Source organism: Kiloniella laminariae DSM 19542, assembly GCF_000374005.1.
Classification (GTDB): Bacteria; Pseudomonadota; Alphaproteobacteria; order Kiloniellales; family Kiloniellaceae; genus Kiloniella; species Kiloniella laminariae.
In genome coordinates, this window is the sequence record NZ_KB893134.1 from 786,153 (window position 1) to 805,013 (window position 18,861).

16 protein-coding genes are annotated in these 18,861 nt (G+C 50.6%); 8 read left to right on the plus strand and 8 right to left on the minus strand.

What is annotated here, in order from left to right; genetic code table 11:
• Positions 1-49: 49 nt before the first annotated feature.
• Positions 50-733: a nitroreductase family protein gene (locus tag B152_RS0103820; protein ID WP_020591061.1), complete on the plus strand. Its 684-nt coding sequence runs from the start codon at positions 50-52 to the stop codon at positions 731-733.
• A gap of 11 nt (positions 734-744) precedes the next feature.
• On the opposite strand, the gene B152_RS0103825 is transcribed toward B152_RS0103820, so the two are convergent.
• The gene (locus B152_RS0103825; RefSeq protein WP_020591062.1) at positions 745-1,509 is read right to left on the minus strand and encodes a GNAT family N-acetyltransferase; all 765 of its coding nucleotides are present in this window, start codon (positions 1,507-1,509) and stop codon (positions 745-747) included.
• Between the two features lie 278 nt (positions 1,510-1,787).
• On the opposite strand from B152_RS0103825, the gene B152_RS0103830 reads away from it, so the two are divergent.
• The 5 genes from B152_RS0103830 to B152_RS0103850 all read left to right on the plus strand — a co-directional run bounded on the left by B152_RS0103830 (position 1,788) and on the right by B152_RS0103850 (position 8,589).
• Positions 1,788-2,684, plus strand: coding sequence for a spermine/spermidine synthase domain-containing protein (locus B152_RS0103830; protein WP_020591063.1), 897 nt, complete (start codon positions 1,788-1,790; stop codon positions 2,682-2,684).
• A 51-nt stretch (positions 2,685-2,735) separates the two neighbouring features.
• Positions 2,736-3,173 (plus strand): YaiI/YqxD family protein, encoded by a 438-nt coding sequence (locus tag B152_RS0103835; RefSeq protein WP_020591064.1) that lies wholly within the window; start codon positions 2,736-2,738, stop codon positions 3,171-3,173.
• A 26-nt stretch (positions 3,174-3,199) separates the two neighbouring features.
• The gene (locus tag B152_RS0103840) at positions 3,200-5,008 is read left to right on the plus strand and encodes a sensor histidine kinase (protein WP_020591065.1); all 1,809 of its coding nucleotides are present in this window, start codon (positions 3,200-3,202) and stop codon (positions 5,006-5,008) included.
• Between the two features lie 358 nt (positions 5,009-5,366).
• Complete coding sequence (locus B152_RS0103845) at positions 5,367-6,386, plus strand: TAXI family TRAP transporter solute-binding subunit (protein WP_020591066.1); 1,020 nt, start codon at positions 5,367-5,369, stop codon at positions 6,384-6,386.
• An 85-nt stretch (positions 6,387-6,471) separates the two neighbouring features.
• The gene (locus B152_RS0103850; RefSeq protein WP_026261262.1) at positions 6,472-8,589 is read left to right on the plus strand and encodes a TRAP transporter permease; all 2,118 of its coding nucleotides are present in this window, start codon (positions 6,472-6,474) and stop codon (positions 8,587-8,589) included.
• A gap of 71 nt (positions 8,590-8,660) precedes the next feature.
• Here the strand turns inward: B152_RS0103850 and B152_RS0103855 are convergent, their stop codons facing one another.
• From B152_RS0103855 to B152_RS0103885, 5 genes are all read right to left on the minus strand, one after another.
• The gene (locus B152_RS0103855) at positions 8,661-9,317 is read right to left on the minus strand and encodes a hypothetical protein (RefSeq protein WP_020591068.1); all 657 of its coding nucleotides are present in this window, start codon (positions 9,315-9,317) and stop codon (positions 8,661-8,663) included.
• A 1,414-nt stretch (positions 9,318-10,731) separates the two neighbouring features.
• Positions 10,732-11,220: a copper chaperone PCu(A)C gene (locus B152_RS0103870; protein ID WP_020591071.1), complete on the minus strand. Its 489-nt coding sequence runs from the start codon at positions 11,218-11,220 to the stop codon at positions 10,732-10,734.
• A gap of 82 nt (positions 11,221-11,302) precedes the next feature.
• On the minus strand, positions 11,303-11,779 hold the full coding sequence (locus tag B152_RS0103875) for a hypothetical protein (RefSeq protein WP_020591072.1): 477 nt from the start codon (positions 11,777-11,779) through the stop codon (positions 11,303-11,305).
• A 56-nt stretch (positions 11,780-11,835) separates the two neighbouring features.
• Positions 11,836-12,522: a tetratricopeptide repeat protein gene (locus B152_RS22385; RefSeq protein WP_020591073.1), complete on the minus strand. Its 687-nt coding sequence runs from the start codon at positions 12,520-12,522 to the stop codon at positions 11,836-11,838.
• Between the two features lie 127 nt (positions 12,523-12,649).
• Positions 12,650-12,919 (minus strand): hypothetical protein, encoded by a 270-nt coding sequence (locus tag B152_RS0103885; RefSeq protein WP_020591074.1) that lies wholly within the window; start codon positions 12,917-12,919, stop codon positions 12,650-12,652.
• 488 nt (positions 12,920-13,407) lie between these two features.
• On the opposite strand from B152_RS0103885, the gene B152_RS0103890 reads away from it, so the two are divergent.
• Both B152_RS0103890 and B152_RS0103895 read left to right on the plus strand, forming a co-directional pair.
• The gene (locus B152_RS0103890; RefSeq protein WP_020591075.1) at positions 13,408-16,395 is read left to right on the plus strand and encodes a phosphoenolpyruvate carboxylase; all 2,988 of its coding nucleotides are present in this window, start codon (positions 13,408-13,410) and stop codon (positions 16,393-16,395) included.
• A gap of 148 nt (positions 16,396-16,543) precedes the next feature.
• The gene (locus B152_RS0103895; RefSeq protein ID WP_211212110.1) at positions 16,544-17,083 is read left to right on the plus strand and encodes a DUF924 family protein; all 540 of its coding nucleotides are present in this window, start codon (positions 16,544-16,546) and stop codon (positions 17,081-17,083) included.
• Between the two features lie 15 nt (positions 17,084-17,098).
• Here the strand turns inward: B152_RS0103895 and B152_RS0103900 are convergent, their stop codons facing one another.
• Together B152_RS0103900 and B152_RS0103905 are read right to left on the minus strand one after the other, a co-directional pair.
• A complete protein-coding gene (locus B152_RS0103900) occupies positions 17,099-18,073 on the minus strand; it encodes a glutathione S-transferase family protein (protein ID WP_020591077.1) in 975 nt (324 codons plus the stop codon).
• A 59-nt stretch (positions 18,074-18,132) separates the two neighbouring features.
• Positions 18,133-18,837, minus strand: coding sequence for a pirin family protein (locus tag B152_RS0103905; protein ID WP_020591078.1), 705 nt, complete (start codon positions 18,835-18,837; stop codon positions 18,133-18,135).
• Positions 18,838-18,861 lie beyond the last annotated feature (24 nt).

An 18,861-nucleotide genomic window follows, 5' to 3' on the forward strand; every position in this document is an offset into this window, starting at 1 on the left:
AGGAATCTCCTGTTGACCGGGCTTCCCCTAAACAGGAGTAACCACTCAAATGTCGGCTCTCTTCAAATTTGTTCCTTTTGCCGGACTACCGGAGTATTCCCCCACAGAAATGCAAAGGCGGGCCGAGGCCTTCAAAGAATTGATGGATGGGCGGCGTACGATTCGGGACTTCTGTTCCAAACCAGTTGATCGGGCTGTCATTGAAACGGCGGTTGCGACTGCCGGACTTGCGCCGTCTGGGGCGAACAAACAGCCCTGGCATTTTGCTGTAGTTAGCAATCCTGAGATGAAGCGCAAGATTAGAGAAGCCGCAGAGATAGAGGAACGAGAGTTCTATAGCGGCAAGGCCAGTGAACAATGGCTGAAAGATCTGGAGCCGCTGGGTACTGATCCTCACAAACCTTTTCTTGAAATCGCGCCCTATCTGATCGTTGTATTTCAACAGAACTACGACCTGGATCCCGAGACCGGTGACAAGATCAAACATTATTATATTCAGGAATCTGTGGGCCTGGCCTGTGGCTTCCTTATCACAGCCCTGCATAATGCGGGCCTTGCTACCCTGACACACACGCCAAGCCCGATGGGGTTTCTCCGGGAGCTTCTGGGGCGCCCAAAGCATGAAAAGCCGGTAATGATCATTGTCACGGGGCACCCTGCCGAGGATGCCACCGTTCCCCTGGAGGCGCTGAACAAGAAAGATCTGGAAAGAACATCAAGCTGGTTTGAATAGCAGCAAAAAACTTACACTTTAAGTTCGTCCAGGGCTTTTTCTGTTAAAGCTGAAAGGCTGATTTTCTGTTTTGCATCAGTGTCAAAATTGTCAGCTGCAAGCCATTGCTGAAAGGCCTGATCCAGCGCAGGCCATTCCTTGTCGAGCATGGAGAACCAGGCGGTATCCCTGTTGCGCCCTTTATAGACTGTGGCCTGCCGGAAAATCCCTTCAAATGTGAAACCCAAGCGTTTTGCTGCAGCCATTGATCCTGCATTCAAAGCGTCACATTTCCACTCGTAACGGCGATAGCCCAGTTCAGAAAAAACCCGTTTCATCATCAGATACATGGCTTCTGTTGCCAGTCGATGACGTTGTAGAGCGGGAGAGAAATTGATGTGCCCGACTTCAAGGCTGCCAACAGAAGGGGTGATGCGCAAATAGCTGGCAACACCCAAAGCTTTCCCGCTGTTCTGGTCAATTATCGCATGGAACAACGGGTCATTGCCTGAAGCTGTTGCTTTGATCCAGTCCAGATAGCTTGCGAGAGTAGCAAAAGGGCCATAGGCGAGGTAACTCCAGTTCTTTCCCGACGGGTCCAGAGCATTTGCCTGAAACAGATCCTCGCCATGCTTGTCGGCTGAAAGTATTTCCAGACGGCAATAGGCGCCTTCCATTGAGGTCTGCGGAGGAGGGGGACAGGGAATCCAGGTGTCCAGTGCATCACCGATAGCTTGTCCATGAACATTCAGGCGGGAGGAGGGGGCAGAGGAATCTTTGGGAATGATTGTAGACATCAATGAAAACCTTTATGAGCATGGTTCGCTACATGAAACATGAATTGGTTCTGAGCATAAGGGCCATTTGTATTTATTATTTGGGGCCGATTTGTGGGGGTGGCAGCCGACGACAGATGCAGATTTATTAGAGAAATTTTTCAGGGTTTTCGAAGCGAGCAATCGTAACGAGACAGTGTGTAGCAGCAAGGCTATAGTAGACGCGGCATGTTTCTGGTGCCGATTGGATGCAGAGTACCGGTTAAGGCAATCGGTCCGTGGAATGTGAGGGATTTGTAATGGGGCAAGGTAAAAACGATTATGGCAGCTGGTGGCATGAAGAGGCCGGCGAAATGGATTTCACCCATGCCCTGAAGATGGAGCTTCTCCACAGCGAGCAGAGCCCTTTTCAGAAAATCGACATCTATGATCATAAAAAATTCGGCCGGGTGCTGGTTCTGGATGATCTGATCCAGGCTTCGCAAGCTGACGAGTTTATCTATCACGAGATGGCGGTGCATGTTCCGGTACTGGGACGGAAGAAAGACAAACTCAGTGCACTGATCATTGGTGGTGGAGATGGCGGCCTGTTGCGGGAACTGCTGGTGCACCAGTCTGTCGAAAAAATCGTGATGGCCGAAATTGACCGCCGGGTCATTGAGTTGAGCAACGAATATCTTGGGGTTAACGGGGACTATGACGATCCCCGTGTTGAACTGGTCTGCCAGGATGCGGCGCTCTATGTGGATGCAGCACTGGAACGGGGTGAACAGTTCGATCTTATTTTTATGGATATCACCGAGCCGGTAGGCCCCTCGGCCAGTCTTTTTACCGAGCTGTTCCTCGACAAGCTTGTTGCTGTACTAAAGGACGATGGTGTCTGTGTTGATTCTGACAGTGTGTTTATCGGCAAGGACCGGATCAGTTTCCTGCAGGAAGTCTCAAGCGATGAAGAGCAAAGCCTGCTCGAGATCATGCGCAGTGGTCGTTTCTTTCCTCACATCAACGTTTACCGCTCGATTGTTCCGATGTATCCGGGGGCTGAATTTGGTTTCTTTCTCTATACCAAGGATGGCCACAGCTATGGTGAGCCTTATCGGGAACATGATGGAAAACATTATAACTCTGCCGTTCACAAAGGAGCCTTTGCCTTGCCGAACTGGTGGAAACATGAACTGGGCTTTGGTAAGAAGTAACCTGATTTCCGGGTGATCAACCCGGTTTTAGGGCAGAGGAGCTATGTGCGGATGGAAATTTATGTGGATGGTGATGCCTGTCCGGTGAAGGATGAAGTTATCCGTGTTGCCGAACGGCATGGTCTGCAGATCCATCTGGTGAGCAACAGCTGGTTACGTTACGGGCGCCACCCGCTGGTAAACTCTGTGGTGGTGCCTGAGGGGCTGGATGTTGCTGACGACTGGATCGCTGATAATATCAAGGCGGGGGATATTGCTGTTACGGCGGATATCCCTCTCGCATCGCGTTGTGTGAAGCAGGGGGCGAAAGTCCTTGATCCCAAGGGGAAAATTTTTACAGAAGAAAGCATGGGGATGACGCTTGCTGTTCGTGATCTCATGACCAATTTACGCGAGAGCGGAGAAATCAAGAGCTATTCTCCGGCTTTCACCAAACAGGACCGTTCCCGTTTTCTTTCCGCGCTGGACCAGATTATTCACAAGAAATAGCCTGGCGGCGCATTTCTGGAGCTTTTATGTTTCTGCCTAACAGACATATCTCTCTGAAAATGCTTGCCCCCTGGCTGGGGGCTCTCGCGGTTGGAGCTGTTCTGGTTATCAGTATGGTTCAATGGGTGGGACAGACCTCGGCCAGAGAACTTTCGGAAGTGGCTGTCGACCGGCTAAAACTTTACCATGGTACGTTGCATAGCGCTTTGGAGAAACACCGTTATCTGCCTTTTGTTCTTTCAAGAGATGACGATATCCAGGAACTTTTGACAGCCGGGGATGGGCGGGCTGGACTGGCGGTTTCAGTCAGTCGTTCCCTGAGTGCGACCAACCAGAAAGCTGAGTCCGATGTGCTCTATGTTCTTAATAGTCAGGGCACGACCCTGGCCGCCTCCAACTGGCTGGAAGATCGGAGTTTTGTCGGGCACAACTATGCTTTTCGTCCCTACTACAAGGATGCGATAGAAGGGAGAGAGTCCGGTTTTTTTGCCGTCGGAGCAACAACAGGTGTACCCGGATTTTTTATGTCCCACGCTGTTCCGGATGACGACAAGGGTGTTCGGGGCGTGATCGTGGTCAAGGTAGATTTACGGCCCCTCCAACAGCAATGGCACGACGGGGGAGAGCATGTCATTGTAACGGATCAGAACGGGGTTATCTTTCTGTCCAGCCGGGATGAATGGCGGTATCGGTCGCTTTCACCGATTGATCATGATGCAATGCAGCGGATCAGGTCTGAGCGGCAGTTTGCCGGGGCAGATCTGGCCCCGCTTGGCCTGAAAAGACTTAAGGTGTTCGGTGAAGAGGTGTTCGAGATCGACGGGCAGCGCTTTCTTGTACAGAAAGGTCCCGGAGGCAAGCCGGGCTGGGAAATCCTTTATCTGGCTCCTTTCAGCTATATTACCGAACGTCAGCACACAGTCTTTCTGATTGGAAGCGTGCTGCTTTTTCTCTTCCTGACCGGAGGGCTTTTTATTCGGGAGCGCCGACAAAAGCTCTTTTCAGCCCAACGTGCACGTGAAGCTGACAGAATTGAGGCGATTAACGAAATGCTGCGGGTCGAAGTTGAAGAAAGAAAGCGCACGGAAACCCGGTTGTTGAAGATACAGAGTGATTTGGTCCAGACGGGTAAACTGGCCGCCTTGGGGCAAATGTCTGCGGCGATAGCACATGAGATCAATCAGCCCATGGCCGCCATAAGGACCTTCACAGCAAGCGCCCGAGTATTGCTGGGCAAGGGTAAGCGCGAACAGCTGGGAGAATCTCTGGCTGAAATTTCGTCGCTGACCGAACGAATGTCAAAGATAACCGGCGAGCTGAAAACCTTTGCCCGTAAGGCTCCGGTTGAACTTCAGGAAGTGGATCTGCGCGTTGCCTTGAGCAAGGCTATCCAGCTTATGCAAGCTGTGTGCGAGCAGGATGGTGTTGTGATCTATTTTGAGGATACAGGGCCAATTACGCGCGTAAAAGGGGACGTGGTTCGCCTTGAACAGGTGTTTGTGAACCTGTTGCGTAATGCTGCAGATGCTTTGCGCTTTTCATCTGAAAAGCAGATCAAGGTTATTTTGGCCGGGGATGAAAAATTTGCCCTAGTTCGGATTGAGGACAGTGGTCCCGGGATTGATGTGGCCAATATGGACCAGCTTTTTGATCCTTTCTTTACCACCAAGGATGTTGGGGAAGGAATGGGGCTGGGTTTATCCATCAGCTATGGGATTGTTCAAGATCTTGGTGGGGATATTCGAGCAGAGAACATAAAAGACAGCGGGGCCTGTTTTGTCGTGGAATTTCCCCTGGTCAACTTTGTTGAACAGCCCTTTGCTTATTCAGCCTGATTGTTCGAACGATATTTTCTGTCTGTGATCGGATGGATAGGTTATTTCCGAGTAGAATAGGCGGTTTTTTGCCTGCTGTATCATTGTCTCTCGGCGGAACTTTGCCACGTCAATATGTAAAGAGATATATATGTATTATATTTCAGATGGTTAATGATGGAATGAGTTGGCGCAAGCCTTGCAATGGTTCCTGGTGAAGCGACTGGACTTTCTGTTTGTATGTCTGTTTTCAGCTTGTAGACTAACTAAAGATTTTCAACGGAACGTTCAGGGCGGATGGCGGACTTTGTATTCGATTCTGTTCGGTTGGATCCAGTCGTCATTGCGGTTAAAAAAATAATGCCAAGGGAGGCTTTAAATGAATATGTTAAAGACACTTAAATCAGCTGTGGCCGTTGCTGCAATCTGTGGCGCTTTTTCTGCAGGGGCGAATGCCCAGGAAGAGCGTGATTATTTAATGGCGACAGCCAGCACGGGTGGAACCTATTACCCTGTCGGTGTGGCGATTTCCACATTGGTCAAGGTTAAACTACAGCCGACACAGAAAATCGGACTGTCAGCAATCAGCTCTGCAGGTTCCGGCGAGAACGTGAAGTTGCTCCGGGAAAACGAGGTGCAGTTCGGTATCTTGCAAGGCCTTTACGGGTATTATGCCTGGAAAGGCAAAGGACCGGTTGAGCAGGACGGCCCTCAGACAAAAATGCGTTCAGTAACCATGCTGTGGCAGAACGTTGAGCAGTTCACTGTTCTTTCCGAGCATGCCAAAACAGGTACGATTGATGATCTCGTCGCCATGAAGGGGCAGAGCATGTCTCTCGGCACAAAAAATTCAGGAACAATCGGTTCAAACCAGGTTTTGCTCGAAAATCTGGGCCTGAATATCGAGACTGACTACAACCTTGTCTATGTTGGCTACGGCCCAAGTGCTGATGCTCTGCAGAACGGTCAAATCGCCGGAATGGGCACACCAGCAGGGGTTCCAGCTGGAGCTATTACAAAGGTAATGGCGGCCATGGGGGACAAGGTTACTCTCTTGGGATTTACTCCTGAGCAAGCTGCGAAGGCAGATGGCGGTCTGGAACTCTGGACACCCTATACTATTGCAGCAGGAACCTATCCTGGTCAGGAAAAAGATGTCACGACCATTGCCCAGCCAAACTTTCTGGCGGTGCGGGATGATGTGGATGAAGAGGCTGTCTACGAGATCACCAAAACGATCTACGAAAACCTGCCTTTCCTGAATGCAATCCATAAAGCGACCGAGGGGATGAGCCTGGAGACCGCTCTTGCTGGTCTGCCAGTACCGCTGCATCCGGGTGCTGCACGTTATTTCAAGGAAGCCGGTATTGAAATTCCTGCGCGTCTTATCGCTCAGTAATTAAAATATCCTTACTTCAATAGGTTACAGGCGTTCGAGAAATCGGACGCCTGTTGCATAACTGTTGCTTGCATTCGGGGCTGCCATGTCACAAGACGCCATAAAATCTGAAAACGAAGAGCCGGAAACCGAGCTTGGCGAACAGACAATCGCCATTCGGGGGAACGGGAAATGGACCAGACAGGTACTTTTTGTCCTTGGGGTTCTGATCTCTCTTGGACACATTTATTTTAACATCTTTACGCTTCTCCCCAGTCTTTGGCAAAACGCGTTACACTTTAGCGGCTTTATCCTGATGGCGGCCCTGATTTATCCCGCGTCGTCAACCGCGAATGGTAGGGTGAGCCTGGTTTTTGACGTCCTTCTGGGAGTGGTCGGGGCCTTTTCTGCGCTCTATATGATCGCGATGGAGGACATAATCTATGAGCGCGGGGTGCGGCTGGAAACCGAAGAGTGGGTTGCTGGGATATTGCTGATCCTGATTGCAATCGAGTTTACCCGCCGGACGACTGGCTGGATCATTCCCTTTCTTATTGTTCTTGCTCTTAGTTATGTCTGCTGGTGGGGGGGGCTCATCGATGGCGTTTTCAAGTTCAGAGGCCTGACGACGGAAACGGTACTGTTCCGCAGTATATACGGAGATGACGGACTTTTTGGCGGTATTGCTCTGATTTCTTCTTCCTTTGTTTTCATGTTTATTCTTTTTGGCGCCTTTCTGGTGCGCTCTGGTGCTGGAGAGTTTATTATTGATCTTGCCCGTGTGGTGGCTGGGCGGACCGTTGGTGGGCCTGGGCTTGTAGCTGTTCTGGCATCAGGGTTGATGGGAACAATTTCCGGCTCTGCAGTGGCCAATACGGCCTCGACAGGTGTCATTACCATACCCTTGATGAAAAAGGCTGGTTTTCCGGCAAAATTCGCGGCAGGTGTTGAAGCTGCAGCTTCAACCGGGGGGCAGCTTATGCCGCCGATCATGGGCGCGGGTGCTTTTGTGATCGCCAGTACAACCCAGATCTCTTATGGTATTATTGTTGCCGTCTCTATTTTGCCTGCCATTCTCTATTTTGCGACGGTGGGCTTTTTTGTTCGCATTGAAGCAAAACGGAACAACATCGCAGTTGTTGACGAGCAAACGGAGAGTGCCCTGAGCGTGATCAAACGTGGGGGTATGACGTTTCTTGTTCCCATTGCGCTCTTGATCGGGTTGCTGATGTTTGGCTTTACCCCGACCTATGCGGCAGGCATATCGATTATCGGTGTTATTGCGGCTTCCTGGCTCAGTTCGAATAAAATGGGCTGGCGCGAGATACTGGAGGCCCTGAGCCTTGGCGCGCGGAATATGGTGATGACGGCGATCTTGCTGTGTGCTGTTGGCCTGTTGGTGAATGTCATCACCACAACCGGGATCGGGAATACTCTTTCCCTGATGATTTCAAACTGGGCCGGGGACAGTCTTGTTATTGCCATGATCCTGATCGGGTTGGCGTCTCTTGTTCTGGGAATGGGGTTACCAGTTACAGCTGCTTATATCGTCTTGGGGACTCTTTCAGCACCAGCGCTCTATGCTCTGATCACCAATGGTCTGCTGGTTGATGCGATTGCGTCCGGCACTCTGAGTGAAGAAGTTCGGGCAATCTTTATGTTGGCAGCACCAGAGCGTTTGGCTGAGATCGGATTACCCATGTCGACGGAGGCTGCCAAAGAAATATTGTCTTTGGTGCCAGATGATCTGGTGCATACGCTGCGTGATATGGCCCTCGACAAGGAAAAGCTTACCTATGCTCTCTTGTCGTCACATCTGATTATTTTCTGGCTGTCACAGGATAGTAACGTCACGCCGCCAGTGTGTCTGACGGCTTCGGTTGCATCGGCGATTGCTCATNCCCCGCCAATGGCAACGGGATTGCAATCCTGGAAAATTGCCAAGGGACTTTATATCGTTCCCCTTCTCTTTGCCTACACCCCGTTTATTGGTGGAGAGTGGCATGAAGTTTTGATGATCTTTGGGTTCTCTCTGGTCGGGCTCTATGCTTTCACCGGGGCGCTCCAGGGGTATATGGAGCAGAGACTTGGCTGGATTGAGCGGGCGATGGCCCTGATCTTTGCGGCAGTACTGCTCTGGCCATTGGGCTGGATGATCCATCTGGGAGCGCTGGTGTTGTTTGGGCTGTTCTTTATCCGGAATGTGAATAAAAAAGCGGCCTGAGAAGGCAAGGACCGCTGAAAAAAACTGAAACCGTCGGGAATTATCCCGGCGGTTTCGTTTATTCAGCGGTTTTACCGGTGCTGTTCAGCTGTAATGATTTCTATTTGGGTGCTGGCGACAGCAAGTCCACCTTCCATGTGATACCAGACAATTTTGCCATCTCTGTTAAGATCTTCGCCGCTAATGATGGCGTTGGTGAGGCTTTGCAATTCAGCGGCATAGGGAGCGGCGGCCTCTGCATCTCCGGCTTCGATTACCAGCTGTGCCAACTCTTTTGCCTTTAGGGCGCGGGCAGCCGTGTTTCGTCCAACTGAAGAAATCATAATACCTGAAACCCGAATAACATCTGTGGCGCTTTCAATTTCGGTGGCCAACTGTGCGTGCAGGGCAACCCCCTCTGCTGCCCTGATCAAACCGTAGCCCATGCCCGGTCCTTTGGGCAGAGCGCCTGGATCAAGGGCGTGGAGGACATGTCCGGCATGGAGCTGCATGCCTCCAAGGTTTTGCAGATCGGCAGCAGCATAGCTTGCATGTGTGCGTGCGATCTCGGCTTCTCCAAGCGCAACGGTGAGCAAGCCCTGTTGCTGAGGGGTGTCTTCCCAGTGTTTTATCAGGTGCTCAATATGCGGCTGATCTTCTGCGGCCTGAAGCGGCAGTGAGCTCAGTCCGACTAGAAACAAAGAAAAGGAGGCGAGGCCACTCAGAAACTGTTTTTTCTTCCTGCACATGCCTTTTTCCTCTTTTTTGAAAATGGGGATGGATCAGGAGATGATACCTCTTTTGTTAAATGGGGGAGACAAAAACGAGGTCACAAGCCTGTGATGACAGCTTTACAGATAAACTTTCGGCTGGCAGACCTTCTGGTTTGATCCTGACATAATTTGTCAGCAGGGCTGTTATAGAAGAGTCCCGTCAGTTTGATGAAATCTGTAGTATAAGGAAGAAGATGGAAGCCTTTAAGGATGTCTTTTTTAATCCCGGGAATATTGGGTTTCTTGCAGATAATCTCAAAAGAAGCTTCATGCCTTTTGATCGAGAGGGATTTCTGTCAGAGGTTCTGGAAAATCTGCAGGTGCTGGAATTGAAGCAGCGGTCAGAACATATAACCAGAACACTTAAACGCTATCTGCCTGGAGACTTCCTTCAGGCGACGGCAATTCTTCTGGACTGCCTCCATCCCGAGACAGAACAGGAACTAGCGGATCAGAGATCAGGTGAAAAGGGTGTCGCGGGCTGGATGGTGATGCCACTGTGCGATTATGTGGCTTGGTATGGCAAGGAGCATCTCGAGATATCGCTGGCTGCCCTGAAGGAAATGACAAAGCGGTCCAGTGCCGAGTTTGCCATNCGACATTTCCTGGTTTCCCATCCGGAAGTGACCCTCGAAGCACTGACCAGCTGGATTGGTGACCCCAATTATCATGTCCGCAGACTGGTCTCTGAGGGCTCGCGTCCTCGTTTGCCCTGGGGCATGCGATTGTCAGCTTTCGTCTCTGACCCTGCGCCGTTGGTTCCTCTGCTGGAAGGACTTAAGGATGATTCCGAAGAATATGTCCGTCGTTCTGTTGCCAACAACCTGAATGATATTGCCAAGGATCACCCGGATCTCGTTGCCGAACTGGCACGCCGCTGGATGAAGGGGGCGGATGAAGACCGTAAAAAACTGGTTCGCCATGCCTGTCGCAGTCTGGTCAAGGAGGGGCATAAGGGGGCTTTGATGGCATTGGGTTTTGGCGAACCCGAGGTCTGTCTGGAGAGTTTTCGGGTCCTGACGCCACAGGTTGTTCTTGGGCAGGCGCTGGAATTCGAAGCTGCAATAACCTCGACAGGAAAACAGTCACAAAATCTGATGATCGACTTTGCCATTCACCATCAGAAAGCCAATGGAACAACAAGTCCGAAGGTTTTCAAGTGGCAGTCTTTTGCTTTGGCTGGTGGTGCAGGAAAAATTGCCAGGAAACGTCACGCAATCAAACCGATCACAACCAGAAAATACTATCCTGGACAGCATTCTGTTGAGCTTTTCGCCAATGGGAGATCCCTGGGGATTCTCGATTTTGAGCTGGTTATAGGGAGCCTCTAGTTTTTAATAAGAATGCCCCGGGACAGGGGTGTAATTCTGTCCCGGGAAGAAATTTGGGATTAATGGGAGGAGTGGTCACCTTCGCTTTTTTTATCCATATCTCCTGCTTTTTGAACCGTTACGTCGATATCAACCTTGCCAGCTTTTTCAAAAGTAAGAGTCAGAGGGAAGGTATCGCCTTCCTTGAGCGGGGCAGCCAGTCCCATCATCATGATATGAAAGCTGCCTGGCTTGAGTTCGACTGTTTCTTTGCTCTTTACGGTGATTCCTCCTTCAACCTGACGCATTTTCATCACGCCGTCTGTCATGATGTGCGTGTGAAGCTCAACGCGTTTTGCGACGTCACCTTCTGCTGAAATCAAGGTGTCATCCTCAGCACCCATGTTGTGGAGATTGAGGAAAGCTGCACCATTTTTTACCTGACCGATAGTTGCGCGGGCCCAGGGGTGTTCGATCATAATGTCACCAGCACGATAATCCTGGGCGGAGACAAGGGAGGACAGAGACAGAATTGCCAAAGCAAAAAAGCCGGAGAGAAGTTTTTTCATCGGAATCTCACATATATTAATCCAGGCAGGAAGCTGCACTGGTCGTTAAGGGATCAAGACTTGAGATAATTAAAAGCTGTATTCAGCCAACCGGAGGGGCACGAGGAGCCGAGAGAAAGTCTGCAACGGGCTGTAAAAAGAGCTGGTGGTGATTTTTCCAGACGACGGCTTCGGGCTTGTCCCAACGGGGAGGTGACAGGAATGAAGTTGTCGTGAGGCCAAGGTAACCGGCAGTGATACAATGATCGCAGTGGTTATGGACAGAGCCGGGATCGCTATGATCTGTTTCGGGTGCTGTTGTGGCCGTAACAGGTTTGAGACCAGCAGGGGTACAGATAAACTGAAGCGCAGTTTCTATAGAAGCTTCACTTTCAAAAGCTTCCGTTGTGGGGAGTGCTGGGTTGGAGAATTGTAACAGCGACGGAGATGCGGCAACGGTCTGGCTGAACAGCACAGCTGTTAATAAAGGCAACAGGCTTTTGAAACAGATGATGCCCAGGGCGAGAAAAGCTGTCCTCCGCTGGTTTTGACCTGTTGGCGTGTTGCAATTCTTGCTCATAAAGAAATAATCATTGTTGTCAGAGGGCTGTCCACTTCTGATTCCTGCCTGTTTGCTTAATACCTGGGCAGGGTCTTGGCAAGTTCTTCGGCAGACTGGATCTGTACTTCTGTCAATTTCGCGCGCAAATGCCGCAGGTCTGCGGCAGCCTTGGTATTTCCCTGATCCGCCGAGACACGATACCAGGCGTAAGCCTTGATGTTGTTGGTGATAACACCGCGGCCTCTTTCATAGAAACGCCCGATATTGCGTTGTGCGATCGGATGCCCCTGATTTGCTGCGGCTTCATACCATCGGGCAGCCTTGTCATAATCACGAGGCTGTCCGAGGGCATTGCGGTACATGCTGGCCAGGCTGTTTTGCGCCGCAGGATCACCGGCCTGGGCTGCGAGTTCCAACCAATAGGCAGCCAGTTGGAAATCCTGTTTTACCCCGATGCCATCGACATAATAGAGGCCCATGTAGCTCTGAGCTTCCCGATCACCCTGTTTCGCTGCGAGAAGGTACCAGTAAGCAGATTGTTGATAATCAAGCTTTGTGGCAAGGCCCTGTCGATACAGGTGTCCCATGTAACGTTGAGCCGAGACATCTCCAGCTTTGGCTGCAGGAGGTAGCTCTTTGGCGGCGGTTTCGAAATCGCCTTTTTGATAGGCCGTAATTCCTGAAGAACTGTCTGCTGTCGCGCTTGAAAGAGCACAGGAAAAACTGATCGTTATGGCCAAAAGAAATGCTGAAAACTGCACAGGTTTACCTTCCCTCCTGAATATCAAGAACAAGATAAGGTATGGAGCCGTTTTGGGAAAGTGGGGTAAAGAAAATCATCGGCTCGATTTTAAAAAAGAGCTCGTGCTTCGAATAAATAAGCGAAATTTAGATGTCTGGTGCGATAATCAGAATGTGATCATTATCGTGGTACAGCGTCATACCATTGGCAAACTGGCTGAAACTCAAGCCACTGACATCTGTGCCGGAAGCTGTAATATGGGCGTCTTCCACGATACCGCTATGAATGAGGGGGGTATCAGATTCGATCTTCAGAGGCTCGTCACGTGCGAACAGCACAACTTCTCCCGCGTCATCGGGAAGAAGATCTGCGAGGTGCAGCACCAGTTCGTCATCTGAATCGTTAAAATCTGTCATACCTTAAGATTTAGTCCTTTCTGAATCCCGTTGCAATGTTTTTCTCTATTGATTCCAGTGGCTTTTCTGTGATCAGAAGGAAAAAACAGGACTTTCCTGAGTAAAAACATCACTTAAATGTAATTTGGGGATTATTTTTAAATTTAAGTGGCAAATTATTTGTGCACTTATTTTTTAACCCGAGACATGGTTCCCGAGAGCACCGGAAAAAGCAGACTGTTTCAACCGACTGAAAAGTATACGATATAATTGGCTGTTTTAGGGCGTTTTCGGATAATTTTTTTTGCGTCGCCTGTGGCTTTCTTCTATAAGAAAACGATATCGAAGATGGTCACCATAACAAGCCCCAGCGCGACAGGCCCGAGAACAATCGGCATAAAAATCTAACGATAAGTGACCAGCTTTTTCGTGATTTCAGTAAGAGACAGGGACAGAAATTCTTCTGTTGTCTTGTCATGAGTTCTGTCGTGGTGGGAGGCTAAAAGCCAATGGCGAAATTAGATGTTCTGGATGGTCGCGCTCTTGATGAGCTGCGGAACCGACTAAAAGGTGAAGACAGATTCTCCCCGGCTAGAGCCCTGAGAGATGATCTGGAAACCCGCCTTGTTGCCATGCGGCAGGATACTGTGAAGCATCCCCTTGATAATCCGGTGCTGGAGCTGGCGCATGACCTGTCGGAGAAGCTTTCTGCGGGGCAGATCTCGATAGCAAACCTGCAGGAGCTGATCCAGCTTCTCTCTGCCGAGGCTTTTGCTGATCGGGCCGAACGGGTGGGGCAGTATATCAATCTTGCTGACCAGGATGAAAACCGGACACGTCTGGCGTCTCTTTTCAAATCGCTTGCCTGCCAGGACGAAGATAACCTGGTCTCCTTTGGAGAGTTCAGCCGTCGTGTTGAACGCGAAGCCTTTGGTATTGTTATTACGGCACATCCGACTTTCGGTCTTTCTCAGGAACATTATCAGGCCTTGGCACAGTTTGCAGCTGATGAGACTCTGGGCGGACAGGCACTCGAAGCCTCTGATCTGGAGCGCCTGAGCAAACTTGTTATCGAGCAGAGCCATGAACCGGATCAGCAAATTAACTTGCTTGCCGAGCACGGGCAGGCACAGAAGGCGATTGAATCAATCCAGCAAGCGATGAGGGAGGTCTATGATGTCGTCCTCAGCGTTGCTGCCGAGCTATATCCCGAGAATTGGACAGAACTGACGCCAAGGGTTCTGACAATCGCCAGCTGGGTCGGATATGATCTGGATGGCCGGACAGATATTACCTGGGCCGATACGCTGCACACCAGGATGAAGGTCCAGGTCGCCCAGCTGAAATATTATGTTGCTGCTCTGAACACTATCTCCGGCGCTCTGGACAATGACCATGATGAGCTGGCAACAACACTGGCTCTGGTCAAAAGCCGGGTTACGCTTGCCTTGCATGTGGCGGAAAAGGAAACTGATTTTTTCAGCAGTGAATATGCGACCGGAGATGAATTAAGTGAGGTATCCCGCCGGATTGTCGAAGATGACGGTTCACGACTGGTTCACACAGTAGAACTGATCGAAGCCTTAAACCGCTCGGTTGCGTTGACCAATGATCTGGCGGTCAAGCGTGCTCTGATTATTCTCAGATCAGAAGTGGCGAACTATGGTCTGGCAACGTCGCATATGCATGTCCGTCTGAATGCGGCCCAGCTGCATAATGCGGTGCGTAAAAGTATCGCGATGGAAGGGGAGCCTGACGACCCGGGACGTCGGCGCGGAAATTTCCGGGCACTATCCGGTTTGCTGGATGATGTGAAGCCGCTGAAGATAAACTTTGGATCGCTGGCAGCAGAGAATACCACCGCTAAACGTATGTTCATGCTGATCGCCCAGATCATCAAATATGTAGATGCTTCTGCCCCGATACGCTTCCTGATTGCTGAATGCGACACGCCCTTTACCATTCTTACCGCGCTTTATTACGCGCGCCTGTTTGGTGTTGACGATGTTCTTGATATTTCGCCGCTGTTTGAAACCGGCACAGCACTTGAGCGCGGCAGTGAAGTTATCGCGGAGCTGCTGGAGAACGAACACTATCGGGCTTATGTACAAAAACGCGGTCGCCTCTGTATACAAACTGGGTTCTCTGATGCAGGACGTTATCTGGGGCAGGTTTCAGCGTCTCTGGCGATAGAACGGCTTCACATGAAGCTGGCGCGACTGATGGCTGACCAGAAGCTGTCTGGTGTCGAGGTGGTGATCTTTGATACCCACGGGGAGTCCATCGGACGAGGGGCCCATCCGGTCAGTTTCGCAGATCGACTGAAGTATGTGTCTTCGCCGATGACCCGTTCGCTCTTTGCCAAAAACCAAATTCCGCTGAAGCATGAGGTCAGCTTCCAGGGGGGGGATGGGTATCTGTATTTTGGTACACCCAAACTGGCGATGACGACTTTGACCCGTTTGCTGGAACATGCCCTGGGCAAACCCGAGGCAGACGACGACGATGCGTTCTATACCAACACAGACTATTCCCTCGATTTTTTCCTGAGTCTCAAGTCGTTTCATGAGACAACACTGGAAAACCGCGATTATGCAGCCTTGCTGGGTTCTTTCAGTACCAACCTGCTCTATCAGACAGGATCCCGTAAAAGTAAACGGCAACACGAAAAGCATCATGGCATTGATCGTGGGCACCCTTCGCAGATACGGGCGATCCCGCACAATGCCATCCTGCAACAGCTGGGGTATCTGGCCAATACAGCTGGCGGGTTCGGGACGGCAATTTCGCGGGATCTTGATGCTTTCGTCAAATTGCACGGTGAATCAGATCGCGTACGGCGCTTCATGGATATGGTCTCCTACGCCAAAGGCTTGAGCAGTCTCAATACGCCGGAAGCCTATGCGGCTTTGTTTAATCCACGTTACTGGCTGGCAAAAGCTTACGCTGTCAAACATACCTTAAGATCGGAAGACCAGCTCCGTCTCTCTGAGCTTGTGGCTGATACGGGACGTTATGACGGTATGAGCCGAATGCTCCAATCCTTCCGCCGGGATGCCATCAGCCTGCATCGCGGGCTTGATGCCCTCAGTGCAGATGGTCAGGAAAAGGTCTTCCCGTTCGATACCCGTCGCCGGATCAATCTGATTATCCTGCATGTTGTGCGGTTGTGTCTGATACAGGAAATTTTCCTTCTGGCCATGCGTATTCCCCCTTTTGCCACGCGGAATGACCTGACACTTGATGATCTGATTCAGGATATACTGGCGATGGAAATTCCTGCGGCTATCGCGGAATTGAAAGCTACTTTTCCAGTGTATCAGACCCAGACACATTTTGATGAAGGGGACTACGGCGAACCAAGCGAATATCGCGATAATGAAAACCGGGATTACTCAAAAGAACACAGAAGCATCTTTGGTCCTATAGAGGAACTCTATGATCTTTGTCGCCGGATTTCCGTGGCGGTTTCAAACAGTATCGGTGCCCATGGCTGATCTCCGTTAATCAGCAATGCTGGAACATCAGGGAGCTGTCAGCTCCCTGATTTGTTTGGGATATGGTTTTGGTCACGGGTTTGACTTGGCCGGGTAAAAAGCGAAACAATGCACGGCTTCAGGGCTTGATGACTTAATGGAGGATGCTGTGATTGAAGAGGTGTTGGAGTTCTGGTTTGCTGAGGGAATGGATCAAAGATGGTTTGTTAAGGACCCTGAATTTGATGCACTGATCCGTGATAAACTGTTACCTCTTTATGAACAGGCCGCCGCCGGGGAGCTGGAAAGCTGGCGTCGGGATGGCAGAGGCTGTCTGGCCTTGTGCATCCTTCTTGATCAGGCTCCAAGGAATCTCTTTCGGAATGATCCCCGTTCTTTCGCTACAGATGGTTATGCACTGCAGGTTGCCAGGGATGCCGTTTCCAGGGGATGGGATGAGTCCTTGCAAGAGGAAGAAAAGGTTTTCCTTTATTTGCCTTTTGAACATAGCGAAGAGCTTGAGGATCAAAGGACGTCTCTGGAGCTCTTTGCCGGGATCGGGCGCGCTTCCGGTTGGTACAGTTATGCTGTGAGGCATGAGGAAATCATCCGTCGTTTCGGGCGCTTTCCGCATCGCAATGCAGTCCTCGGGCGAGAAACAACACCCGAGGAAGCCGCTTTCCTGCTTGAGCCAGGGTCATCCTTTTAAAAAAGGCAGGGTCGATCAGCGACCATGTGGCTGGCTGTAGTCGATCTCGGGGCCTGTCGGGATGATACCTGTGGGGTTGATTGTCGCGTGGCTGCCATAATAATGCGCCTTGATATGAGGAATGTTCACCGTTTCGGCAACACCCGGATATTGGTAAAGCTCCCGGGTTAAAGCCCAGAGGTTTGGATAGTCCACCAGCCGCTTCTTGTTGCATTTGAAGTGCCCGAAATAGACCGGATCAAAACGGATCAGGGTGGTGAAGAGCCGCCAGTCAGCTTCGGTCAGATGATTTCCTGTCAGGTATTTCTGGTGATCCAGACGGGCCTCGAGCTCATTCAGCGTGGAGAAAAGGGCTGAATAGGCTTCTTCATAAGCCTCCTGGCTCGTAGCGAAACCACATTTGTATACCCCGTTGTTCACGGCATTATAGACCAGTTCGTTTACCTGATTGATTTCCTGCTGCAAGGCTGTTGGATAAAAGTCCGGGGCCTCCTTTTCGGCAAAGGCATCAAAGGAAGAATTCAGCATGCGGATGATTTCTGCAGATTCATTGCTGACGATAGTCTGGTCCTTCTTGTCCCAGAACACTGGTACCGTGACCCGTCCGGTATAGAGTGGATCTGCCCTGGTATAGATCTGATGCAGATAGTCTTTGCTATAGAGATGATCTTCGGTCGCCCCCAGATCGCCGGGCTGAAACTCCCAGCCATTTTCTTTCATGCGCCAATGGACAACGGAAACAGAGATGGCTTTCTCAAGTCCTTTGAGCTTTCTGAAAATCAGGGTGCGATGCGCCCAGGGGCAGGCCAGATTGACATAGAGGTGATAGCGCCCACTCTCTGCCGGATATCCTTTTTCACCATTGGGACCTGATGACCCGTCAGGGGTGACCCAGTTCCGGAACTGGGAATCCTTGCGCTGGAACCGGCCATTGCTGGCTTTGGTTTCGTACCATACATCATGCCATTTTCCTTCTACGAGCTTGCCCATACTATTCTCCTGTTATTCTTTTGTCTTAGATGAATGTGATAATTTATGGCTGATCCTGATCAGGCTGCCGGTAAGTCGAGAAAGAGGATTTCAGCATTTTCTTCTGCCTTCAGTTCCAGAAATTCCTCCTCCTGAATCAAGGCTGCATCCCGTTCGCCAAGAGTTGAGCCGTTCAGGTCAATCTGTCCTGCGGCAACAACCAGATATCCCTGGCGACCATGAAGGATCTCTTGTTTAAGGCTTTCGCCCTTTGCCAGGTGACTGCCAAACAGAGTCGCATCCTGATGAATATGCAAGGCTTCAGGGTAGTGTTGCTGACCAGAAGCCAGGGCGTGAAAGCGACCCTGATAATCTTCAGCAGCAAAAACCTTTTGTTCCCACCGGGGGGGAAGATTTTTTACAGAAGGCTGGATCCAGATCTGAAAGAGGGTCGTCGCTTCTGGGCCATGATTGTATTCACTGTGAAGAATGCCGCTTCCAGCGCTCATAACCTGGATATTGCCCGCGGGTGTCAGCCCCTTGTTGGAGAGGTGGTCTTCATGGGAAATTGTCCCCTTTCTGACATAGGTAATGATCTCCATGTCCTGATGGCCATGCATCGGAAAACCGCTTCCTGGTTGAATTTCATCATCGTTCCAGACCAGGAGAGGTCCAATGCCTCTGCGGGATGGATTGTTATATCCTGCAAAACTAAAATGATATCGGGCATTGAGCCAGTCATTCGAAAAGCGGCCGAGTGAACCAAAAGGGCGGATATCAATCATCGTTTTATTCCTTGATAACGCGTT